Origin of the sequence: Mesorhizobium sp. B2-5-13, from assembly GCF_006440535.1 — a bacterium.
GTDB lineage: Bacteria > Pseudomonadota > Alphaproteobacteria > Rhizobiales > Rhizobiaceae > Mesorhizobium > Mesorhizobium salmacidum.
The window spans coordinates 69,610-91,800 of sequence record NZ_VFUI01000007.1 but is presented as its reverse complement, the minus strand read 5'-3'; the positions used below and the strand labels follow the sequence as shown (position 1 = coordinate 91,800).

Genomic DNA, 22,191 nt, shown 5'->3' with positions numbered 1-22,191 from the left:
GACCGATGATTGAAATCCGCAACGTCACCCGCAGCTACGGAGCCTTCAGGGCGCTGGACGACGCCTCCTTGACCATCAGGGAAGGCGAGTTCTTCTCGCTGCTTGGTCCGTCCGGCTGCGGCAAGACCACGCTTTTGCGCATGATCGCCGGGTTCGACAATCCGACCAGCGGTTCGATCGCGGTTGGCGGCCAGTCCATGGAAGGCATCCCGGCCAACCGCCGGCCGACCAACATGGTGTTCCAGAGCTATGCGATCTTCCCGCACCTCAATGTCGAGCAGAACGTCGCCTACGGACTGAAGCGGCTGAAGCTGCGGGCCGGCGAGGAGAAGCGCCGCGTCGAGGAAGCGCTGGCGCAGGTCTCGCTCACCGGCCTCGGCAGGCGGCTTGCCACGGAGCTTTCCGGCGGCCAGCGCCAGCGCGTCGCGCTCGCCCGTGCCCTGGTGATGCGGCCCAAGGTGCTTTTGCTCGACGAGCCGCTCTCGGCGCTCGACAAGAAGCTGCGCGAGCAGATGCAGGTCGAACTGCGCCGCCTGCAGCAGGCCGTCGGCATCACCTTCGTATTGGTCACCCACGACCAGTATGAGGCGCTCGCCATGTCCGACCGCATCGCCGTGATGTTCGGCGGCAAGATCGCCCAGGTCGCCTCGCCGAAGGAAATCTACCAGCGCCCGGTCAACCGCCAAGTCGCCGACTTCCTTGGCGGCATGAACTTCGTCAAGGCCGAGATCGTCGAGGAGAACGGCGCCTCGCTGATCGTCGACACGCTGGGTTTCGGCCGCATCAAGACCGACAAGCCCAAGGCTTTCGTGCGCAACGGCGGCGGCGCCACGCTCGGCATCAGGCCTGAGCGCCTGCGCGTGCTATGGGACAATGCGACAGCCAAGTTCGAGGTCGCCGGCAAGGTAGTCGAGCGCCACTATTTCGGCGAGATCACCCATCTGATCGTCGAGATCCCCGGGCTGGAAAAGCCGCTATCGGTGACCGAGACCAACGATTTCGGTGCCGATGATATCCCAGTCGGCACCTCCATCCGCCTCGCCTACGATCCCGAAGCCCTGGTCGCGATGGCCGACTGAACGTCGACGATGATCCTGCGCGCCGCGATGCGCCCGGCCACGATCGCGCCTTCGACATAGCCCGGGAATGACGGCGACAGTTCCGACGAAGCGAAATGCACCGGCGGCGCACCGGCAAGAATGGTGCGCTCGGCATCCCTCGCCGTCACATCGACGATCAGGTCGCTATAGGCACCGCCGCTCCAGCCATCATGCGTCCAGTCGCGGCGGTTGAAATCGAGAATATCGGCAGCCTCCGAACCAAGAGCCTCCACAAGCCTCGTCGTCACCTGCGCCCGCAGGTCCGCCTGGCCGAGTTCGTGCCAGCGCAGCGCCAGCGGCCCGCCAATGAAGACGACAAGCGCCGCATGCTCGGAATCCCTGCTGGCGTCGCAGGCAAACAGCCCCGGCAGATCCCGCCACATCACCATCCCGCTCAAATTCCGTTCGCGCCAGAATGGCTTGGGATAGCGCACCAGGATCTTGATCACCGCGCCGCTTTCCCAGGCGCCGAGCGCCGTTTCCAGGGCTGCTGGCAAGGCTGGCGTAAAATCGAGCTTCGCGGCTGTCGCCGGCGGCACGGCGACCAGAACTTCGCGCGCTTCGACCACGCTATTGATCGAGACAACCCGAACCCCTGGCGGACCGTATTCGATGCGGCTCACCGGTTCACCGAGCCTCACACGGCCGCCGAGGTCCTCGGCCAGATCATCGGCCATCGACTGCATGGTCTCGCGCAGGGAATATTGCAGCTCCGGCACCTCGTTGGTGATGCGCTGGTCATTGTCGATGAGATACCACAGTGGCACCTTCTCCAATGCCAGGCACCACAGGCCTTCGATCATCGACCGGAAGGCCGCCTTGGCCTCGCCGGCGTCATCCTGCGTCTCCAGCCACCCGGCAACGGTCAATCCCGCAATGGCCGGATCGTTGGGCTCGATCCTGTTCATGCGCTCGCGGATTGCCATGGAGGCGTCATAGGTCCGCTCGGCCTGGTCGACCGACATTGACGGGTGGGTGATGAAATCACCCTCGACGTAAGTCTCGACGAATGTCTTGCCGCGAGCCCGGGCCAGTTCCATCAACTGCGGCATGTCCTCGCACAGGAATTGGCCGCCGCTGTCGATGCGCTCGCCAAGTCCATTTCGCACGGTCTCGACGCGGCCGCCGACACGATCGCGGGCCTCCACAAGCACGAAGTCGACGCCGGCGCGCTTCAATTCAATCGCGGCCGATAGGCCGGTGAAGCCGGCGCCGACGATAACGACGTCGGTTCTTTCGATCTTGTCGTTCAATAGCCAGCCTTGATCTTCTCGAACTCGTCGATCATGCGCTTCTTCAGCTCCGGCGGTACCGGCTGCTGGAACAGGGTCTTGTCGAGGAACTTGTCGAGATTGTCGAAGCCGCGGTCGGCCAGCACCTTGTGGTCGATTTCAGCCATCCCGGCGCCATTGCCGTGGCCGTAGCCGAAGGTCTTGACCAAATAGTCCGACACGCCGGGCGCGTTGACGGCGCTGAGGAAATCATAGGCCTCGTCGAGCTTGCCTGGCGCATCCTTCATCAGCACATAGCCGCATACCCAGGTCGAAATTCCTTCCTTGGTCTCTCGGTTCATGGCGATCGGCAGGCCCTGTCCCTTCAGCGTCACGAAGGTCTCGTTCCAGCCCCAGACGAGATCGACCTCGTTGCCGATAAAGGCCTGGTTGAGGTCGGTGTCGTCGGTCCAGTAGAAACGGATGTTCTTGTGCACGTCGCGTAGGAAAGCGGACGCCTGCTTGAACTGGTCGTCGGTCATCTTGGTCCAGTCCTTGAGACCGATGACCAAACTCGCCAAGGCATAGGCGTCATCAACATTGTCGCCGATGGTGACGCGGCCCTTGAACCGCGGATCGGCGAAAATATTGAGCGATTGTGCCTGTTCGGCCGTCACCTTGTCGGTGCGGTAGAGCAGCGAGGTGTTGCCCCAGTCGAATGGCATGAACCAGGCCTTGCCATCGGCGGTGACGGCGAGATCCTTCATCGCCATGATACCGGGATTGAGATCCTTCCAGCCTTCTATCCTGGACGTCTCGAGCGGCTGCAGCATGCCGGCTTCGCGCCACTTCACCACGCTTTGCGAGCAGGGATGCGCGATATCGGCCTTGAAACCCGCCCGCATCTTCTCGAACGCCTCGTCCTCGTCGCCGAAGAAAGCGAAGGTCGGCGCGGCGCCGTATTTGGTCGTGTAGGCCGGGTGTACCAGCGGGTCCTCATAGCCCGACCAGTCGAACACGACGAGGTCGCCGCCGCCCTCGGCGAGCGCATAAACCGCGCCGGCACCGAACGTGCAAGCAGCGGCGATGACAAGGCGGCGAAGCACGGAATTCATGGTGCGAAAAACTCCCCCATCGCGAAAGATGCCGAGAGCGAGGTTAGGCAAATTCAAGCGCTTTGGCGAGCCCATCCGCCGCTCCTGCCGACGCACGGACGGGTCCGCCAGTCAAAGGCTCAATAGCCCGCTTTGATCTTCTCGAACTCGGCGATCATCTTGAGCTTGAGATCCGACGGCAGCGGCTGCTGGAACAGCGTCTTGCCGACGAATTTCTGCACGTCGTCATAGCCCTTTTCCTTCAGGACGGCCTGATCGACGCCGGCCATGCCCTTGGCATTGGCCTGGCCGTAGCCCCAATCCTTGACCAGCACCTTGGCGATCTCCGGATCATTGACTGCGTTGAGATAATCATAGGCCTTGTCGGTATTGCCGGGTGAGTCCTTGAACAGCACATAGCCGCAGACCCAGGTCGAGATGCCTTCCGCCGTGTCCTTCTTCGACTTGATCGGCACGCCGGCGGCGACCGACTGCACGGTCGCATCGTTCCAGGCCCAGGCGAGATCGACCTCGCCGCCGCTCAGAAGCTGGACGACGTCGGTGGTGTCGGTCCAGTAGGAGCGCACATTCTTGTGTACCTGGCGCAGGAAGTCGGAGGCCTGCTTGAACTGGTCGTCGGTCATCTTGGTCCAGTCCCTCAGGCCGATGGCGAGGCTCGCCAGCGCATAGGCATCGTCGACATTGTCGCCGATCGAGACCCGGCCCTTGAACTTCGGATCGGCGAACGCTTTCAGCGACTGCACGTCCTTCTCGTCGATCTTGGAGGAATTGTAGGTAAGTTGCGTGTTGCCCCAGTCCCAGGGCATGAACCAGGCTTTTCCGTCATCGGTCGTGGCGAGATTCTTCATCGCCATGATGCCGGGATTGAGGTCCTTCCAGTCCGTGATCCTAGAGGTGTCGAGCGGCTGCAGCAGGCCAGCCTCGCGCCACTTCACCACGCTCTGCGAGCAGGGATGGCCAAGGTCGGCCTTGAAGCCGGAACGGACCTTCTCGAACGCCTCGTCCTCATCGCCGAAGAATGCGAAGGTCGGCGAATCGCCGTTCTTCTCGACGTATTTCGGGTGGAAGCCCGGGGCCTCGTAGCCGGACCAGTCGAACACGATAAGATCCTTGTCGGCGGCGATCGCCAGGGCGGCGGCGGAAGCCGCCAGTGCACCGGCCAGTGCAAGCGTCAGTGTCAGGCGTCTTGTCAGTGTCTTCATTGCTGCTCCATCCTCTGTGATTTTCTTATGATTTCGTTGGGCCGGCCGCCTTCCGTGGGTAGTGTTTCGGGAAAGCCGCCGACAGGAATTCATTGGCCGCCCGCAAGGCCGTCTCGCGGGTCGTGTCCTCGGTGCCCATCATCAACCGCAGCCACAAGCCTTCCAGCATGGCGCTCAGCGCCAGCGCCATGACCTGCGGCTCGTAGGCATAGCCGCCGTTTTGCTTGAGCGCCGTGCAGAGGTCGATGAAAATGTTCTGGTAAACGGCATCCCGCGCACTGCTCAGCGCCTGGTAGGTCGGCCGCGATTTGGCCTCGCCCCAGAAGGCGCACCAGGCGGCAAGCTTGCGCTTGTTGCAGATCGAGCGGTCGAAATCGGCCGCGACCAGCGCCTGGAGCTGGTCGGCAGGATCGTCGCCTGCCTTGTGCAGCGCATTGCGCCAATGCGCCGAGTATTCGTCATACATGTACTGCAAGGTCGCGATGAGCAGCTTTTCCTTGCTCTCGAAATGGAAATTGACGATGCCGCGCGACAGACCGGCGCCATCGGCGACATCGGCCATCGTCGTTTCCGAATAGCCGCGCTTGGCCAGCGAATCGATCGTCGCTTCTATAAGCTGAAGCTGCCTGACCTCCTTCGCGGCCTTGCGCCCGCGCTTTTCGGATTCAGCCTTCCGTACGGGTTCAAGGAGCGCGTCCCTGGCGTCTGCCGTCTTCATGCGTATGATGGTCTCCAGCATCGCCGGCTATCCCTTTGCGTCCGGCTTCCACCCGCGAAGATGAGTGGGACGGTGCTCGCCACTGTCAAGCACCTTCTGCATGGCTTCCCAGGTTCGAATGTCGACACAGGCCGACCGACCACGGCAGCAACGGCCGAATAGCGATCCCTTCAACCCCATAGCGCCTCTAGGAGCGGATGGCGGTGTAGTCATACTCCGGCTCGGCCTCCGCCGTTTCGATCATCAGCCCTCGGTCCCCAATGGACGAACGCCTGTTTCGAACGCCGGCAAAGCGTAATCCATGTCTGGAAAAACGCAACATCATTTGTTGAACATTCATTCAGAATGGCTGGACAGAATGGCTGGCGCCATGCCAAATTCCACGTATTCGGGGAACAGATCACGCGAAAATGAAGAGCGGGTCGCAGATGAGAACTGGGCCAAAATGAAAGCTTGGGACGCGATCATCATCGGCGGCGGACACAACGGCCTGGTCAACGCCTGTTATCTGCAGCGCGCCGGGCTCGACGTGCTGGTGGTGGAGAAGAACGACTGGGTCGGCGGTGCCGCCACCAGCCGCGAGCTGACGCCGGGCTTCCTCTATTCCAACTGCTCTTATGTCTGCTCGCTGTTCCGGCCCGAGATCATGCGTGATCTCGAGCTGCCGCGCTTCGGCCTGCAGGTGATTTCCTATGAAGGCGGCGCGGTCTTCACCCGGGATGGCGATTATCTCGCCAACTACCGCGACCACGACGCGCACCGGCGCGAATTCGCCCGCTTCTCCAAAAGGGATGCCGAGGCCTATGACCGCTACTCCCGCGACGTGACGCGACAGTGCCGCTTCATCCAGCCGCTGCTGATGCGCACGGCGCCAGATCCGACCAGCCTGCGTCCGCGCGATCTCGGCGAACTGCTCTATCTCGGCAAGAAATTCGCCGGTTTCTCCGCCGAGGAAATGGCGCTTACCCTGCGCTTCTGGACCATGTCCATCTCGGACTTCCTCGACGAATATTTCGAGACCGATGTCATCAAGTCGAACTTCGCGCTGTCCGGCATCATTGGCACGGCACTCGGGCCGATGTCGCCCGGCACGGCTTACGTCCTGCTGCACCACTATATGGGCGAGGTCGATGGTTCGGTCGGTGCCTGGGGCTATGCGCGCGGCGGCATGGGCGCGGTCACCAAGGCACTGGCCGCTTCCTTCAAGGCCTCGGGTGGAACCATCCGCACCGGCGCCGAGGTCGACCACGTGCTGGTAAACAGAGGCAAGGCGAAAGGCGTGGTTCTGGCCGGCGGCGAGGAGATTTACGGCAAGCTGGTTGTCTCCAATGCCGACGTGAAGCGCACCTTCCTGAAGCTGGTCGAGGAAAAGGAACTGCCCGACATCTTCCTGCGCCGGGTCAAGAATTTCAAGATCCGGGGCTCCTCAGGCAAGGTCAACATCGCACTCGATTCGCTGCCGGAATTTCCCGCGCTGCCGAAGGACTCGCCAGTCTATCGCGGCGACATGCATTTCACCGATTCGATCGAGCGCATGGAGCGCGCCTATGACGACTGGAAGGCCGGCCGCTGGTCCGCCGATCCCTTCCTCGACATGGTCATCCCGACGACACTCGACCCGACCATGGCGCCGCCTGGCAAGCATTTCATGAGCTGCTTCGTGCAGTACGCGCCGCACAAGATCGCTGGTCGCGAGTGGACGGACGCCGATCGCGACGGTTTTGCCGAAAGCGTGGTCGCGCAGATCGCTGAGTATTCGCCGGGTTTTCGCGACCACATCGTCCATATGGAGGTGCGCACGCCGCGCGAGATCGAAGCCGAGGTCGGCCTCACCGAGGGCAACATCTTTCAGGGCGAACTCACCTTCGACCAGCTGCTGTTCAACCGCCCGGTGCCGGGCTACGCGCAGTATCGTTCACCGCTCAGTGGGCTCTATATGTGCGGTTCCTCGACCCACCCCGGCGGCGGCGTCATGGGTGCGCCCGGACGCAATGCCGCGGCCGAAATCCTGCGCGATCTCGCAAAATCCACCTCGCATATGAGCCCGGCCCATGACGTCATCTGATGCACCAAAATGGGATGTTCTTGTCATTGGCGGCGGCCACAACGGGCTTGTCGCCGCCGCCACGCTGGCGAAGGCAGGCCGCAAGGCGCTGGTGCTGGAAGCCGGAGCCGAACTCGGCGGCGCCGCGCGCATCGAGGAATTCGCGCCCGGCTTTCGCGTCTCGTCGGTCGCGCATGTGCTGAACCGGCTGCATCCCGATGTGGTGAAGACGCTGGGGCTGGAAAAACACGGGCTGCAAATCGCTCGCGCCGACTTCGCCCCGTCGGTCGCCTTGTCGAAGGATGGGCCGCCGCTTGTCCTGCATGGCGCCTATGGCGAGGTGCTGACCGGCGCCAGTCCGTCTGAACAGTCCGCCTGGAGGGAATTGCGCGCGCAACTGCTGCGCTATGCAGGCGTCCTGAAACCCTTCCTGTCGCGCCGGCCGCCCGATCTCGGCGGCATGTCGCTGTTCGAAGGCGCGGCACTTGGCCAGACCGCGCTGGCGCTGAAGAAGCTCGGCAAGGAAGACATGCGCGACTTCCTGCGCGTGCTTTTGATGAACGTCGCCGACCTGCTTGACGAGCAGCTTACCGACGACAGGCTGAAAGGCCTGCTCGCCTTCGATGCCACGCTCGGCAGCCATCTTGGCCCGCGCTCGCCGACCTCGCTGCTCGGCCTCTATTATCGTCTGGCCGGAGAGATCGGCGGTGCGGCCGGAGCGCAGATACTGCCACAGGGCGGCATGGGCGCGGTGGTCGCCACGCTCCGCGCCGCTGCCGAAAAGGCTGGCGTCACGATCCGCACGTCGGTGCCCGTCGCAAGGATCATTGTCGAGAAAGGCCGCGCCGTCGGCGTCGTCCTCGACAATAGCGAGGAGCTTCGCGCCAGGACGATCGTCTCCGCCACCAATCCGGCGACCACCTTCCTCGAGCTTGTCGGGCCGCGCGGGATCGACACCGGCTTCATGCGCAAGGTCAGAAATATCCGCATGAAGGGCAATGCCGCCAAGCTCCATTTGGCGCTCGACCGGCCGCCGCAATTTTCCGGGGTCGATGCTGCCGGCAGCAAGGGGCGGCTGGTCATTGCGCCCTCCCCAGACCATGTCGAGCGTGCCTTCAATCCATCCAAATATGGCGAGTTCTCGCCCGAGCCGGTGATGGAAATCACCTTGCCCAGCCTTGCGGACCCATCGCTGGCGCCAGGCGGCGCCTGCGTGCTGTCGGCCGTGGTGCAATATGCGCCTTATGCACTGAAGGAAGGCTGGGATGCCGGCAAGCCGAAATTCCTTGAGGCTATCATGGCTCAGTTGGAGGCCTACGCGCCTGGCATAGGCAAGACGGTGGTTCAAGCCGAACTGCTCACCCCTGCCGACATCGAGAAGCGCTTCCGCATGCCAGGCGGCCACTGGCACCATGGTGAACTGCAGGCCGATCAGATGCTGATCTCGCGCCCCGTCTCCGGCCGGTCAGGCTACGACACGCCGCTCGACGGGCTGTTCCTGGCCGGTGCGGGTTCGCATCCCGGTGGTGGTGTTTCGGGTGCGCCCGGCTTGAACGCGGCACGGCACATCATCGCGATGAAAGGGTGACGGGATGTCTCAGTTGGCCAACACCGGCTTCCACTGCGAAGGAACGCTGCCATGACCAGCCAGCTCGACAACGCGGCCCGCAGCCTGGCGCAATCCCACTTCCGCACGCTGCGCATTGGCACGCCGTTCCAGCCGCGTATCGACGCGCTAGCCAAGACCCAGGACTGGTACAATTGGGCCGGCTACCGCGCGCCGCATTCGCTTTGGGACGAGGAGCTCGAATATTTCGCCATCCGCAGCCAGGCAGCACTGTTCGACATTTCGCCGATGACCAAATACCGGATCGAGGGACCGGATGCCGAAGCCTTTCTCGACCGCGTCACCTTGCGCGATGTCACGAAGCTCAGGCCCGGCCGTGTTCATTACACCGCGTGGTGTGACGACGAAGGTTTCGTCCTGGACGATGGTACGCTTTTTCGCTTGTCGCCGACACGCTTCCGGCTGTGTTCGCAGGAGCGGCATCTGCCGTGGCTGCTGGACAGTGCCCTTGGCTTCGACGTCATTGTCGAGGAAGAAACCGAGGCTGTCGCAGGGCTCGCCTTGCAGGGCCCAACCGCCTTCGCCGTGCTGCGCGATGCCGGTTTCGCCGGTGTCGAGAAGCTGAAAATATTCGACCTTGCCGAGTTCCCGCATGACAACGGCACGGTCACCATCTCGCGCACCGGCTTTACCGGCGATCTCGGCTACCAGCTGTTCGTGCCGGTCGACAAGGCGCTCAGCCTGTGGGACCGGTTGATGGCCGCGGGCGAACTTCGCGGCATCCGCGCCATCGGCTACACCGCGCTTAATCGGGCTAGGCTCGAAGCCGGGCTGATCGTCGCCAATGCCGATTTCACCACCGCCGAACACGCCATTCGCGCCGACCGCCGGCGCATGCCCGACGAGCTCGGGCTCGGCTTCATGATCGATCTGGAAAAAGGCCATTTCAACGGCCGTCGTGCCATCCTCGAAGCGAGGGCGAAACGCAAGCTGCGCCATGTCCTGGTCGGGCTGGAGATCGAGGGCAACATCCCGGCCGAACGCGCGATCGTCTACCACAAGAAGTCAAAGGACGTCGGCCTGGTCAGCGCCGCCATGTGGTCGCCGACGGCCAAGCGCAACATCGCCATCGCCTCGCTGGCGCGGCCCTATGGTGATACTGTCGTGGAGGACCTCTGGGTCGAGATCTACGCCATGCGCGAGCTGCAGTACCAGAAGCTGATGAAACGGGCCAAGGTCGTGGCGCGGCCTTTCATAAAGCTCGACCGCCGCACCGCCAACCCGCCATCGGATCTCTGACCATGACCGAGGAAGCGGGCAAGCACCAGGAAGAAGGCGAGGCCGCCGAGCAGTGGGAGCTGGTCAACACGCCGCTCGGCGAGAAATGGTCCGGCCGCACGCGCTATGCCGCCGCCATGTTCTTCTACAAGCAGGGCGAGATGAGCGCCGAGACGCTCGAAGTCTACCGCATCTGCGCGCGGTTGGATGCGGAAAACCCCTTGCCGATCATTCGCGATCGTGGTGTCGGCAAGGACTGGCTGAAGCGCATGGGCTTCGAATAAACCACTCTAACCTATCGTTCTTTCCAGCATGCTCAGCCAGTTGCGGTAGGCGATCTTTTCGATCAGCGCGCGGCCGAAACCGCGTGCCGCCAGCGCATCGATGAGTTTCGGCAGGCCAGCGACGTCGCCGATGACGGCCGGGATCATGGCACCGTCGAAATCCGAGCCGAGACCGACGCCGTCCTCGCCCAAAGCCTGCAGCAGGGAATCGATATGGCGCACCATGATGTCGAGGCTGGTGTCGGCATTCATGCGGCCGTCCTCGCGCAGGAAGCCGGTGGCGAAGTTGAGGCCGACCATGCCGCCGGACTCGCGGATCGCTCCGAGCTGCCAGTCCGTCAGATTGCGCGAATGGCCGCAGATCGCGTGCACGTTGGAGTGGGTGGCGACCAGCGGCGCATCGCTAAGTGCTGCAACATCGCGGAAGCCCTTCTCGTTGAGATGCGAGAGGTCGATCATGATCTTCAGTTCATTGCAGGCCTTGACCAGCGCCTTGCCGGCATCGGTCAGGCCAGGTCCGGTGTCGGGCGAGGACGGAAAGCGGAACGGCACGCCATTACCGAACGCATTCGGCCGACTCCAGACTATGCCGAGCGAACGCAGGCCCGCGGCATGCAGAACGTCGAGCATGGTGAGTTCGGGATCGATCGCCTCGACGCCCTCGATGTGGAACACCGCGGCAATCGTGCCTTGTGCCATGGCGTTGCGCACGTCGCCGGCACTGCGGCAGATCGCCAATGCGCCGGCGCGCTCAAGCCGGAACAGGATGGACGCCATGGCGATCGTCGAGTTGAGTGCATCGGCGCGCGGAACCTCGGGCGGCAGCGGCTCGCTGTCGCTCGGCGCCGAAGGCACGGCGCTGCGCCGCGCTTTCTCGACCGGCGGCGGGAAGATGGCGAACATGCCGCCGGCGAATCCGCCGGCCCTCGCACGCGGCAGGTCGATATGGCCGCCCGATTTCCCGTCGATGAACAGCTTTTCGACGTCGCTGTCCTTGGACTGATAGAGCCTCAGCAGCGTGTCGTTATGGCCGTCGAAGACGGGGACGAGGTCGGAGTCTGTCATAGGGGGTCATTCGGTTCGTTCATCGGCGCGGGAGCGATATATCATACCCACTTAGGCACGATGTGCTACCCGCGCAAATGACAAAGCCTGTCCGACCTATTGCTTCAGCACGTCGGCCCATTCCGGATGGCGGCGGAACTGGGCGTTGGCGAACGGGCAGAGCGGGATGATCTTCTTGCCCGCTGCCCGCGCGTCCGCGACGGCGCGGGTGACGAGCCGAAGCCCGGCGCCCTGGCCGCGAAAGGCGTCCGGTACTTCGGTGTGGTCGATGATGAGCTGGTGCTCGCCGATCTTGGTGAAGGTCATCTCGGCCTCGGCGCCGCCGGGGCCGCGCAGGAAGTAGCGACCCTTGGATCCGCGATCTTCAAGTTCGATCTCTGGCAGTTGATCGGGCATCTCTACACTCCTTGGACGACACCGGCAAAAAGCCGCCGCGCCGCCTCGATTTCGTTTGGCCGCACCTCGTGCCCGCCGTCGTGCCACTCCACTGTGACATCGGCGCCATCGGCACGCAAATAGGCTTCCAGCCGCGCCGTCAGGTTCGGCGGGCAGATCGGATCGCGCCTGCCGGCGGTCACCAGGATGTGACGACCGGCAAGGCTACCTTTCACCTCCGGTTCGAACGGGATCAGCGGATGCATCAGCACCGAAGTGTCGAACAGGTCAGGGGCTTCGAACACCAGCGAGGCCAGGATGTTGGCGCCGTTGGAATAGCCGAGGCCCAGCACGGCCGACGGCGTCGCAGCCTCGACATGGGCCTTGACGAATTCAGCCATCTTGCCCGTCGCCCGCGCCAGGTCGTCCATGTCGTAGACGCCCTCGCCGGTGCGGCGGAAGAAACGCGCCGCACCTTGTTCGGAAACATCGCCGCGCGGCGAGATGATGGTGGCCTGGGGCGCGAGATCACGCCCCAGCGAAACAAGCTGGCTCTCGTCGCCGCCCGTGCCATGGAAGACGAAGAGCAGCGAACCGCCCGGCGAACCGGGCAGCACCTTGTGGATGAAAGCGTCCTTGCTCATCGTCTCAGCCCTCCAGCTTCTGTAGATGCTGTTCGAGATAGGGCCGCAGGTGCTGATGCTGGGTGGGCAGCTTCAGTGCCTCGCCGAGATGAGCGGTGTCCTCATCACGGTCGAAGCCCGGCTCGTTCGTGGCGACTTCGAACAGCACGCCGCCAGGGGTGCGGAAATAGATCGCCCAGAAATAGTCGCGGTCGATCACCGGCGTCACGCCATAGCCCGTATCCATCAGCGCTTTGCGCACTTCGAGCTGCTTGGCGCGGTTCTCGACGGAGAAGGCGACATGATGGACGGAGCCCGCGCCGAGATCGGCGAAAGGAGCAGTCGGCAGCGATTCGATGTCGACGACATCGGCGCCGTTGCCGTTCCTGATGGCGAGCCGCCTGACATTGCCTGACTTGTCGACCTCCTCGTAGCCCATGAACTTCAATAGCTCCTCGGTGGCGCCGCCATCCTTCAGCCTGAGCGAAACCGAGTGAAAGCCGCGGATCGCCTCGTCCGCGGCAATGCCGCCTTTCACCCAGGGCGCTCTGCTGTCGGCCTTGTCCTCGACGAGGGCAAAGCCATCGCCGTCCGGGCCGGCAAATCCGAGCCGCTTCTCGCCAAAGCTGTCCTCGCGGGCGACATTGGTTACGCCTTCGTCGGTGAAGCGTTTTTCCCAATAGGCGAGCGTGCCTTCCGGCACGGAGTAGACCGTGGTGCCGACTTCGCCGACGCCATGGCGGCCTTTGCCAATATTGGGAAACGGGAAATAGGTCATCACGGAACCCGGCGTTCCGACCTCGTCGGCATAGTAGAGATGGTAGACGTCGGGCGCATCGAAATTGACCGTCTTCTTGACCCGGCGCAGGCCAAGCTTGTGGGTGAAGAAATCATTGTTCTGCCGTGCATCCCTGGCCATCGAGGTGACGTGATGCAGGCCCTTGATCTGGTCGAGCATGGTCTTTGCTCCTTCCCTTGGTGCTTGTGCGGCCTCGCCGCTGTCCACGCCAATATGAGGACGCGATCGATTGTGGCAAAGGCGGCAAACACAGAATGGACTGTGCTTCAAAAGTGAACAATGAGAAGGCGCTTGTTCACCATCCAGCCAACAGCCTTGGTCTTGCGCGGTTGATGGAAATCGGTTCCATGTGCGCATTCGAATATACTGGGAAGGGGTAGCGCAAGTGACTGGAAAAGGCAGGCGGCCGAATGTCCTCCTCATCACTTGCGACCAGTGGCGCGGTGATTGCCTGTCGGCTGCCGGCCATGCCCAGGTGAAGACACCGAATGCCGATGCGCTGGCCGCCGAAGGTGTGCTGTTCAAGCGCCATTACGGCGGTGCGGCTCCGTGCTCGCCCGCGCGTGCCTGCCTCTACACGGGCCTCTACCAGATGAACAACCGTGTCTGTCGCAACGGCACACCGCTCGATGCCCGCCACGGCAATATTGCGCTTGCCGCGCGCAGCGTCGGTTACGATCCAACCTTGTTCGGCTATACCGATGTGTCGCTCGATCCGCGCCAGCTTGCACCTGCCGATCCGCGGTTGCACAGCTACGAAGGCGTGCTGCCCGGCTTCACTGTGCGCCAATTGCTGCCCGAACATCAGAAGCAGTGGTTGTCCTGGCTGAAGCAGCAGGGCATCGATGCCAGCGCTGGAAGTCCTGATATCCATCGTCCCGTTGGCGAGGCGGACGGCGCGGTGACTGAGGCGCCACCCATCTACTCAAAGGATCAGACGCCAACGGCCTTCCTCGCCGGCGAATTCATCCGCTGGCTGAGCGAGCAACAGGAAACCACGCCATGGTTTGCGCATCTTTCCTTTATCAGCCCGCATCCGCCCTTCATCGTGCCGGAACCGTACAACATCCAATACGATCCGGCGGACGGCCCCGCTTTTCACCGCGCGGAAAATTGGCGTGCCGAATCTCAGGGCCACCCCTACATCGCCTATGATCTTGGCCGGCAAGCTCGCGCGAAGTTCCGCCCTGGCGCCACGGGCAAGGTACACGACTGGAGCGAGGACGATTTCCGCCGTATCCGGGCAATCTATTACGGCATGATCTCGGAGGTCGACGCACAGCTCGGCCGCCTATGGCAAGCGCTGAAGACCGAAGGCGCGTGGGACAACACCATTATCGTGCTCACCTCCGACCACGCCGAAATGATGGGCGACCATTTCATGCTGGGCAAGGGCGGCTATTTCGACGGCAGCTACCATATCCCGCTGATCATCCGCGATCCGCGCCACCGTAAGGCCGCCGCCAGCAAGATCGATCGTTTCACCGAAGCGGTGGACATTTTGCCTACGCTCATCGACCTGCTCGGCGTGGCTCCCGAGCCGCATCTTGACGGGTGCTCGCTGAAACCCTTCTTGAGCGGTGGAACTCCAGCCGTTTGGCGCGACGCCGCGCACTGGGAGTTCGACTTCCGCTCGGTCGCGGACGGTGAAGCCGAACAGCACTTCGGTATTACCTCGCGCCAGTGCAACCTCGCTGTCATCCGCACACAGAAATTCAAATACGTGCATTTTGGCGGCGGCTTGCCGCCCCTGCTTTTCGACATGGAGGCCGACCCTGGCGAACTGAAGAACCTCGCCAGCAGTCCGGCACACCGTTCCACCCGACTGGAATTCGCCGAAAGGCTGCTTGCCTGGCGGGCCGAACATCTCGACCAGTCGCTTGCACTCTGGGAACTGACGGAAAACGGGGTGGCTGGATATGCCAGGTAGCAAGCAGGGCGGTAAGGGATTTCCCCTACCGCCCGCATCCTTGCCTACCGGACGACGAGGCGCTGCTCGTCGCGCTTCTGGGCGTAGGAGCCCTTGTCGTAGGCCGCTTGCTTCTCAAGCTGCTCCTTGGTGAAGGTCGTATAAAGGTACTTCTTGCCGTTCTTGTCGGTCATGAACTTCAAATTATCCATGCCGACCGCGACCTCCTTCGAGCCGATGCCGAGGAAGCCGCCGACATCGACGATCACGGCATCGGTTTTCTTGTCGGGCGTCAGCACGACATCGCCGATCTCGCCGACCTTGGCGTCGTTGGCGCCATAGACCGTCGTACCCTTCAGATCGTCACCCCTGATCTCGCCAATCGGCATCTCCGTCAGCTTGGACTTGTCGATAGCCGCGGTCTTTGTCTGGTCGGGAGCCGTGGCGTCAGCCGGCGCAGCCGCCGTCTTGTCCGCCGGAGCGGCTGCGGGAGCTGTCGCGGCGGAAGGCGCCGTCGCGGGCGCAATTGCCGCCGGCGCGTTCGATGCCGTCGTGGCCGGCGCCGGATCATAGGCCTTGCGGTTAAAGTCCGGCTGCGCCTGCAGCTCTTCCTTGGTGGTCTGCGCCACCAGCCAGCGGTCGCCATTCTTCTGTGCCCACTGCGCCTTGGCGAAATCATAGGCGACGTTCTTTTCGCCTATGCCGAGGAAGCCGCCCACGCCAATAATCAGCGACTGCGCCTTGCCTTCCTTGGTCAGTACGATGTCGTTCACGTCGCCGATCTTCTGGGCGTCATCGCCTGTGCCGTTGTAGACATTTTCGCCGATTATGTTTGTGGCCAGGTTGCCATCAGCCTGTTTCACCGGTTGCGCGTTCGCCTCTGCGGGCTTCTGTGCGGTGTCGGTCGAGGTGGCCGGTGCCTGGGCAGTCGTCGGTGCGGCCGGGGCCGGCGCATAAGCTTTGCTGTCGAACTCCGGATGCGCCTTCAGCTCGTCCTTGGTTGTCTGGGCAACGAGCCAGCGGTCGCCGTTCTTCTCGGCCCATTGCAGCTTGTCATAGTCGAAGGCGACGTTCTTGGTTCCGACGCCAAGGAAACCGCCCACGCCGATGACGACGGATTTCGCCATGCCGTCCTTGTCAAAGACGACGTCAGTGACCTTGCCGATATTCTCGGCATTGTCACCAGTGCCGTTATAGACGGTTTCGCCGATGATATTGGTGACGATGCTGCCTTCCGCCCGGATCACTGGCGCTGCCGGCTCCTGGGCGGCCGGTGGATTCGCGGGGGCTGGGGTTGCGTTTTGCGCGAAGGCACCGGTTGCAACCATTGTTGCAAGGGCGGTGGTCGCTAAAAGGGTGCGGATCATGATAATCTCTCCTCGTGCCTGATTTCGTGCACGCCGCAGCCGGTTGAACCATGGCTGGGAAATCGGTCGCGGCATCTCTACAGGTTCACAACGTCGTGACCATGCTGTTGTTCCGACAAAAAACCGCGGCATCCGAGACCAAAACCACCATGCGGATGGGTAACCGCCAGCCGATGCAACCCCTGGATTCCGACCTTGGATACCGGCCTGGATTTCAGCGAACCGGAACCTTTCCTGGTCCGCTGCGTTTCGGCCTCCGGCTAGGTACGCCTGGGCCAGTTTTGATTGAACAGCGGAGCCCGGCATGAAATTTGCTGCGGTGCTGAACCGGGACGGCGGCACCTTGCGCACCACCGATCTCATGGCCTTTTCCGACCGGATGCGTCAGACGTTGGAATCGGCGGGTCATTCTCTCAGCATCGACATCGTTGCCGGCCGGGATATCGCGGAAACCCTCGACAGCGCCGTCTCGCGCCGCACCGTCGACGTCGTGCTCGCCGGCGGCGGCGACGGAACCATCTCAGCCGCGGCTGCCAGGCTGATGGGCAAGAAAAAGGCGCTCGCCATATTGCCGGCCGGCACGATGAACCTGTTCGCGCGCGGTCTCGGCATTCCGCAGTCGCTCGATGCCGCGCTGGAATCCTTCGCCGACGGCGAAATCATTTCGGTCGACATGGCCACGGCCAATGGCCAGCCATTCGTTCATCAGTTCTCGATCGGCATGCATGCCAAGATGGTGCAACTGCGCCAGAAGATGGAATTCGGGTCGCGCCTGGGTAAGATCGGTGCTTCAGCCAAGGCCGCCTGGGCGACGATCAAGAACCCCCCGGCAATGAACGTTACGCTCCGCATTGGCGACGCCGAGGTGACGGCGCGCATATCGGGCATCGGCGTCACCAACAATCTGTTCGGCGAAGGCCATTTGCCTTATGCCGACAACCCTGCGGGCGGCGTGCTTGGCATCTACGTCACGGTGGCGCAACAGCGCGCTGAACTGGTCAAGTTCTTCTTCAACATGGCGCGCGGCAAATGGCGCGACAACGAGCACGTCGAAATCCATCAGGCCGACCGTGCAGTGCTGAAAATCCACTCCGGCGGCAGAAAATTTCGCGCCGTGATGGATGGCGAACTGGTCAGGCTCGATCGTGAGACGATTATCGAAATCAAACCCGGAGCCCTCAATGTACTGGTGCCGGCCAGCGTGGCCCAGGCGAAGGCAGCCTGATGCGGTGTGACGCCACGGGAGCCGCGATTTTAGCCGGAGGGCGCCGGGCCGGAATCCGGCGGAGCGGGGACGTGATGTTCGCCTGTGTTCGGGGCTTTGATCAACTCGCCGTAGATCTCGGAGACGCCCCAGGCGATGAGCGCAAGCAGCAGTCCGGCGATCAGGATTTGGAACCCGTGCCAACCCCATCGCCCCTGACGCGCTTTGTTTTCGGGAATGTTCTTGGTCATGGCGGTTCCTCGTCCGGTTTCGCGTCGGCTGGCCCGATCGGCAAATCACGATCGGGTAACGGTCCCTCGCAAGGATGGTTCCGGCTGCAAGGTTGTCTCGGGTCGGCGAGGACATCAAGGCAAGCCGTTGGAGACTTCGTTGGATACCGGGTGGAAACGGTGTCCAGCGCGACGGCGTCTTCGCCGAGATATTGATGGCGCTGGAAGATCTGCCGAAGTGACACGAGGCGGGCCGGCCGGCGCTGCTATCCCTCGCCGGCATCCGGACGGTCGGCGTCGGACTTCACGTTCTCGCGGTAGATGGCATAGGCCGCGAGTGCCACGGCCGGACCAAGAATAATCCCGAGCCCACCTTTTCCCTTGAGTCCACCTTTTCCCTTGAGCCCACTTTTTCCCTTGAGCAATGTCGGTAGCACCGCGAGCGCGGCCGTAATGCCGATCGCCTTCATGTCGGCCTTGCGCCGCCTTGCTTCGCGGCGGACCTGGGCGCCCGACACCAGCCGATGGATCAGAACAATAAGGCCCGCGATCACCAGGAAGCCGACACCGAAACCAACCGCGGCAGCCAGCGATCCATAGCGCGCCGATGTCCAGATGTAAGCCGCCCCGACCAGGAAGCCGAGGCCGCAGAATGCCGCCAGCGCTGCAAGCGCATAGACGGTGGCCGCTGTGCGCGCACGGCGCATCACAGCCATGGTCTCACCCGAGGCGAAACCCGAGAGCAGGGAAGCCAGCAGTCCCATCTCGGCGAAACTAGCGACGCGCGAGCAGCGCGAACAGGAAGCCGATGCCAGCGGCGATTGCCAGCGACGTTACCGGCTTTTCGCGTACGCTTGCCACCATCTGCGCCTCGATATCCCTGGCATTGCCGCGCAGGCTGTCGAAGGCGGCCTCCCCTTGGGCGCGCAACTGCTCGACGCCTTCGGCCGCCGCCCGGCGCGCTGTGCCGTAACCGTGTTGACCGGTCTGGGCCAACTGTTTGGTGAGCTTGTCGATATCGGCCTTCAACTGCCTGATGTCGGCTTCAAGATCCGAATTCGTCCGGCCTTCGTTGGCGGTTTTCCCTGCGGCGGTTGCCATTGCTTAACTCCTTGTGATTGCTCGGTTTCAAACGCGCCGTGCGCTTCAAGGTTCCGATGCCGGGGCAAACTAGCCGAAAACCCGGTCATGCGCACCCGATCCCCCGCCTCTGGCAAGAAGCGCTGCGTCAGGTCAGCGGCCGGTAACGGCCATTGCTCGCAAGGATATTGCCGATTTGAAAAACCGCACTCGGTCTTGCTGGGCATTTCGCCCGCTTGCAAATGCCTGCCGCGGCAGGTCCGTTCTACGCGCTTGCCTGAGATTGGCCTTTCATCGGCGCCGTGTATCTTTTTTAAATGACAACACACCGAATTGCGATCATGACTCCCGACGTTTCAAGGAGCAATTGCCTGTGCCTCAATTACTCGACGGATTGCGCATTCTTGTCCTGGAGGATGAATACCTCATAGCCATGGATGTCGAGCAACTCTGCCGCGACCACGGTGCAAGCGAGGTGGTGGTTGCCCGCGACCTGGCCGAGGTCGATGGCCGGAAGGTCGCGACGGATTTCGACGCGGCCATTGTCGATCTAGTGCTGGGCGGTGCCTCGACGCTTGAATTCGCCGCGGGTCTGCGTGAAACCGGCGTCCCGTTCGTTTTCGCGTCCGGCTATTCGGATACGGACGAGATCAAGACGTCATTCCCCGGGGTGAGGCTGGTCACCAAGCCCTATTCAGGCGAAGACCTCGTCGAAGCCGTGGCGCTGGCCTACGGTCGCGGCTCCCCTGACTGACGCGACACGTCCGCATCGCCGTTATTCGGCCCGCGTTCAATGCGCCGCCGTCCCCGTGACCTGAGCCGAGATCGCATCGGGGCCATACTCGTCCTCGCCGGAGATTTTCAGGATTTCCTGCAGGCGCGTGCGGGCCCTGCTGACGCGGCTCTTGATCGTTCCGACCGCGCAACCGCAGATTTCGGCGGCCTCCTCATAGGAGAAGCCCGAAGCGCCGATCAGGATGATGGCTTCGCGCTGGTCCTCCGGCAATTGCTCGAGAGCGCCGCGAAAATCCTTGAGGTCGAGTTGGCCGTGCTGGGCAGGGTGCACTGCAAGCCGGGCCGTCATGATGCCGTCGCTGTCCTGCACCTCGCGGCCGCGCTTGCGCATTTGCGAATAGAATTCATTGCGCAGGATCGTGAAAAGCCACGCCTTGAGGTTGGTGCCGGGCTGAAAGCTCTCATGCTTGTCCCAGGCCTTGACCAGCGTTTCCTGAACGAGATCGTCGGCCTTGTCGGCATTCTGAGTCAGCGACACGGCAAAAGCCCGCAAGCTTGGGATTGCCCCAAGCAAATCGGTCTTGAAGCCTTGGGAGACCGCTGCCATGCCTCAGTCCTTCTTCTGTGCGGGTTCGGCCTGTTCCAGTTGGCTGAGCAACCGGGCGAAGCGATCCGGCACATTGTCGGAGACCAGCTCGTCATAATATTGTTTGAGTTTGCGCCCGATTTCGGAGTTCGGCCCAAGAGGGTCGCCGACGCCGTTCCGGCGCCTGCCCGCGGCGCCAGCCAGAATATCTTTCGTCATATCCTTCATTTCGCCCTTTTATTCCCAGAGCTCAAGCCGCTCATACATAACACGAGACAAGCGCTACCCTCGTCTGGTTTGCCCAACCCGACGTCCAAACGCCATTGCCACTGATTCGTTCCATATCGGCGGAACTTTTTCGGGAAAGCGGCGTTATTTCCACCGGGCTTGCAATCAGTGACCTGCAATGCATCCAACCGCGTCATCTGAGGGAGACGTCCATCATGAGCTTGTCCGCCACCATCGCTCCGCATCTGCCGTTCCTGCGGCGCTTCTCGCGTGCCGTCTCGGGATCGCAGGAGAGCGGCGACGCGCTGGTCGCCGCGATGCTTGAGGCCATCATTGCCGATGTCGACATCTTCCCGGAGGCGTCGAGTGACCGGATCGCCTTGTACAAGGTTTTTGCCAAGCTCTTCACATCCGTTGCCATCCGCGTTCCGCAGGAGCAGTCACAATCGGCTTGGGAGCAGCGCGCGGCCGCCAATCTCAATGCGATCGCGCCGCTTCCCCGCCAGGCCTTCCTGCTGGTTGCCGTCGAAGGTTTCAGCGAGGACGAGGCGGCCGAAATCCTCGACGTCGGCGACCAGCAGTTCTCCGAGCTGCTCGCCCAGGCAAGCAACGAGATTTCCCGTCAGGTGGCGACCGACGTGCTGATCATCGAGGATGAGCCGCTGATCGCCATGGACATAGAGGAGATGGTCGAAAGCCTCGGTCATCGGGTCGTGGGAACGGCGCGCACCCATGCCGAAGCGGTGACGATGTTCGGCAAGACCCGGCCGAAGATGGTCCTGGCCGATATCCAGCTCGCCGACGGCAGTTCAGGCATCGAGGCGGTAAACGAAATGCTCTCTTCGACATCGGTGCCGGTGATCTTCATCACCGCCTTTCCCGAACGTCTCCTGACCGGAGAGCGCCCCGAACCCGCCTTCCTCGTGACCAAGCCGTTCAATCCCGACATGGTCAAGGCGCTGATCAGCCAGGCGTTGTTCTTCGACCGGCAGGCCAAGGCTGCCGCATAGATCGCTGCCTCGGACGCAGGACGGAGACATCAAGGCCGCTGGATGCGATTGTTTCCGGTGGCCTTTTTGACAAGCCGGATCGGCCACCGGCGAATTTCCGGCCCGCGCTGCCGGAACGATTTGCAAGCACCGTCTTTTTCGGTGAATGGTGGAACAAACCGCATCCACCCACGTTTTTACCGCATCATTGGAAGGAGATGAGCCATGCTTTACTGGGCGCTCGTATTTCTGGTCGTGGCGATTATCGCCGGCGCGCTTGGTTTCGGCGGCATTGCCGGCACCTCCGCCGGTATCGCGCAGATATTGTTCTTCATCTTCCTGGCTTTCCTGATCATTTCGCTTCTGGCCGGCCTGTTCAGGCGGGCGTGAGCCTGGCGAGTTATCAGGCGAACACTGGAAGCCGCACCCCTCAAACGGTTTCCAGCCACCGCCGGGCGGCGTCCTTCAATGGATACCGTCCG

Annotated in this window: 24 protein-coding genes; 10 read left to right on the top strand and 14 right to left on the bottom strand. The window is 62.6% G+C overall.

Annotation, left to right across the window (positions count from 1 at the left end; translation table 11 throughout):
* The first annotated feature begins 5 nt into the window (after nucleotides 1–5).
* Nucleotides 6–1,079: an ABC transporter ATP-binding protein gene (locus FJ434_RS14195; protein ID WP_140509786.1), complete on the top strand. Its 1,074-nt coding sequence runs from the start codon at nucleotides 6–8 to the stop codon at nucleotides 1,077–1,079.
* Here the strand turns inward: FJ434_RS14195 and FJ434_RS14190 are convergent.
* The 4 genes from FJ434_RS14190 to betI form a co-directional block, all read right to left on the bottom strand.
* On the bottom strand, nucleotides 1,043–2,353 hold the full coding sequence (locus FJ434_RS14190) for a flavin monoamine oxidase family protein (RefSeq protein WP_140796812.1): 1,311 nt from the start codon (nucleotides 2,351–2,353) through the stop codon (nucleotides 1,043–1,045). The genes FJ434_RS14195 and FJ434_RS14190 overlap by 37 nt on opposite strands.
* On the bottom strand, nucleotides 2,350–3,426 hold the full coding sequence (locus tag FJ434_RS14185; RefSeq protein ID WP_140748043.1) for an extracellular solute-binding protein: 1,077 nt from the start codon (nucleotides 3,424–3,426) through the stop codon (nucleotides 2,350–2,352). Before FJ434_RS14185 ends, FJ434_RS14190 begins: the two co-directional genes overlap by 4 nt.
* 119 nt (nucleotides 3,427–3,545) lie before the next feature.
* Nucleotides 3,546–4,628, bottom strand: coding sequence for an ABC transporter substrate-binding protein (locus FJ434_RS14180; RefSeq protein ID WP_140748044.1), 1,083 nt, complete (start codon nucleotides 4,626–4,628; stop codon nucleotides 3,546–3,548).
* Between the two features lie 25 nt (nucleotides 4,629–4,653).
* Nucleotides 4,654–5,367, bottom strand: a complete 714-nt coding sequence (gene betI / locus FJ434_RS14175; RefSeq protein WP_140748045.1) for a transcriptional regulator BetI — start codon at nucleotides 5,365–5,367, stop codon at nucleotides 4,654–4,656.
* A 424-nt stretch (nucleotides 5,368–5,791) separates the two neighbouring features.
* On the opposite strand from betI, the gene FJ434_RS14165 reads away from it, so the two are divergent.
* The 4 genes from FJ434_RS14165 to FJ434_RS14150 are packed head-to-tail and all read left to right on the top strand — an operon-like array spanning nucleotide 5,792 to nucleotide 10,519.
* Nucleotides 5,792–7,411, top strand: coding sequence for an NAD(P)/FAD-dependent oxidoreductase (locus FJ434_RS14165; RefSeq protein ID WP_140748046.1), 1,620 nt, complete (start codon nucleotides 5,792–5,794; stop codon nucleotides 7,409–7,411).
* Entirely contained in the window at nucleotides 7,398–8,978 is a 1,581-nt protein-coding gene (locus FJ434_RS14160; protein ID WP_140748047.1) for an NAD(P)/FAD-dependent oxidoreductase, read from the top strand. Before FJ434_RS14165 ends, FJ434_RS14160 begins: the two co-directional genes overlap by 14 nt.
* Nucleotides 8,979–9,029: 51 nt before the next feature.
* On the top strand, nucleotides 9,030–10,256 hold the full coding sequence (locus FJ434_RS14155) for an aminomethyltransferase family protein (protein WP_140748048.1): 1,227 nt from the start codon (nucleotides 9,030–9,032) through the stop codon (nucleotides 10,254–10,256).
* 2 nt (nucleotides 10,257–10,258) lie between these two features.
* Nucleotides 10,259–10,519, top strand: a complete 261-nt coding sequence (locus FJ434_RS14150) for a hypothetical protein (RefSeq protein ID WP_027141923.1) — start codon at nucleotides 10,259–10,261, stop codon at nucleotides 10,517–10,519.
* A gap of 6 nt (nucleotides 10,520–10,525) precedes the next feature.
* Here the strand turns inward: FJ434_RS14150 and FJ434_RS14145 are convergent, their stop codons facing one another.
* The 4 genes from FJ434_RS14145 to FJ434_RS14130 form a co-directional block, all read right to left on the bottom strand.
* Nucleotides 10,526–11,584 carry a dipeptidase gene (locus tag FJ434_RS14145; RefSeq protein ID WP_140509769.1) on the bottom strand — a complete coding sequence of 353 codons (1,059 nt, stop codon included), beginning with the start codon at nucleotides 11,582–11,584 and terminating at the stop codon, nucleotides 10,526–10,528.
* Between the two features lie 96 nt (nucleotides 11,585–11,680).
* Complete coding sequence (locus FJ434_RS14140) at nucleotides 11,681–11,980, bottom strand: GNAT family N-acetyltransferase (RefSeq protein WP_140748049.1); 300 nt, start codon at nucleotides 11,978–11,980, stop codon at nucleotides 11,681–11,683.
* 2 nt (nucleotides 11,981–11,982) lie between these two features.
* Nucleotides 11,983–12,603, bottom strand: a complete 621-nt coding sequence (locus tag FJ434_RS14135) for an alpha/beta hydrolase (RefSeq protein ID WP_140748050.1) — start codon at nucleotides 12,601–12,603, stop codon at nucleotides 11,983–11,985.
* A gap of 4 nt (nucleotides 12,604–12,607) precedes the next feature.
* Entirely contained in the window at nucleotides 12,608–13,540 is a 933-nt protein-coding gene (locus FJ434_RS14130; protein WP_140748051.1) for a VOC family protein, read from the bottom strand.
* 226 nt (nucleotides 13,541–13,766) lie between these two features.
* On the opposite strand from FJ434_RS14130, the gene FJ434_RS14125 reads away from it, so the two are divergent.
* Nucleotides 13,767–15,311, top strand: a complete 1,545-nt coding sequence (locus FJ434_RS14125; RefSeq protein ID WP_140748052.1) for an alkaline phosphatase family protein — start codon at nucleotides 13,767–13,769, stop codon at nucleotides 15,309–15,311.
* A 44-nt stretch (nucleotides 15,312–15,355) separates the two neighbouring features.
* On the opposite strand, the gene FJ434_RS14120 is transcribed toward FJ434_RS14125, so the two are convergent.
* Nucleotides 15,356–16,657 (bottom strand): PRC-barrel domain-containing protein, encoded by a 1,302-nt coding sequence (locus FJ434_RS14120; RefSeq protein ID WP_140748149.1) that lies wholly within the window; start codon nucleotides 16,655–16,657, stop codon nucleotides 15,356–15,358.
* 304 nt (nucleotides 16,658–16,961) lie between these two features.
* Here FJ434_RS14120 and FJ434_RS14115 point away from each other — a divergent pair, with 304 nt between their 5' ends.
* Nucleotides 16,962–17,882 carry a diacylglycerol kinase family protein gene (locus tag FJ434_RS14115; RefSeq protein ID WP_140748053.1) on the top strand — a complete coding sequence of 307 codons (921 nt, stop codon included), beginning with the start codon at nucleotides 16,962–16,964 and terminating at the stop codon, nucleotides 17,880–17,882.
* A 29-nt stretch (nucleotides 17,883–17,911) separates the two neighbouring features.
* Here FJ434_RS14115 and FJ434_RS14110 read toward each other — a convergent pair whose 3' ends face one another.
* The 3 genes from FJ434_RS14110 to FJ434_RS14100 form a co-directional block, all read right to left on the bottom strand.
* Entirely contained in the window at nucleotides 17,912–18,112 is a 201-nt protein-coding gene (locus tag FJ434_RS14110; RefSeq protein WP_140748054.1) for a hypothetical protein, read from the bottom strand.
* A 245-nt stretch (nucleotides 18,113–18,357) separates the two neighbouring features.
* Complete coding sequence (locus tag FJ434_RS14105) at nucleotides 18,358–18,855, bottom strand: hypothetical protein (RefSeq protein ID WP_140748055.1); 498 nt, start codon at nucleotides 18,853–18,855, stop codon at nucleotides 18,358–18,360.
* A 10-nt stretch (nucleotides 18,856–18,865) separates the two neighbouring features.
* The gene (locus FJ434_RS14100) at nucleotides 18,866–19,192 is read right to left on the bottom strand and encodes a DUF883 family protein (RefSeq protein WP_140509753.1); all 327 of its coding nucleotides are present in this window, start codon (nucleotides 19,190–19,192) and stop codon (nucleotides 18,866–18,868) included.
* A 352-nt stretch (nucleotides 19,193–19,544) separates the two neighbouring features.
* Between FJ434_RS14100 and FJ434_RS14095 the strand changes: the two genes are divergently transcribed.
* The gene (locus FJ434_RS14095) at nucleotides 19,545–19,925 is read left to right on the top strand and encodes a response regulator (protein WP_246678287.1); all 381 of its coding nucleotides are present in this window, start codon (nucleotides 19,545–19,547) and stop codon (nucleotides 19,923–19,925) included.
* Nucleotides 19,926–19,961: 36 nt separating this feature from the next.
* Here FJ434_RS14095 and FJ434_RS14090 read toward each other — a convergent pair whose 3' ends face one another.
* Together FJ434_RS14090 and FJ434_RS14085 are read right to left on the bottom strand one after the other, a co-directional pair.
* Nucleotides 19,962–20,513 carry an RNA polymerase sigma factor gene (locus FJ434_RS14090; RefSeq protein WP_010911883.1) on the bottom strand — a complete coding sequence of 184 codons (552 nt, stop codon included), beginning with the start codon at nucleotides 20,511–20,513 and terminating at the stop codon, nucleotides 19,962–19,964.
* Between the two features lie 3 nt (nucleotides 20,514–20,516).
* Nucleotides 20,517–20,720: a NepR family anti-sigma factor gene (locus FJ434_RS14085; RefSeq protein ID WP_032934943.1), complete on the bottom strand. Its 204-nt coding sequence runs from the start codon at nucleotides 20,718–20,720 to the stop codon at nucleotides 20,517–20,519.
* Between the two features lie 215 nt (nucleotides 20,721–20,935).
* Between FJ434_RS14085 and FJ434_RS14080 the strand changes: the two genes are divergently transcribed.
* Together FJ434_RS14080 and FJ434_RS14075 are read left to right on the top strand one after the other, a co-directional pair.
* On the top strand, nucleotides 20,936–21,730 hold the full coding sequence (locus FJ434_RS14080; protein WP_140748056.1) for a response regulator: 795 nt from the start codon (nucleotides 20,936–20,938) through the stop codon (nucleotides 21,728–21,730).
* Between the two features lie 204 nt (nucleotides 21,731–21,934).
* A complete protein-coding gene (locus FJ434_RS14075; protein ID WP_006203859.1) occupies nucleotides 21,935–22,099 on the top strand; it encodes a DUF1328 domain-containing protein in 165 nt (54 codons plus the stop codon).
* The last annotated feature ends 92 nt before the right edge of the window (nucleotides 22,100–22,191 follow it).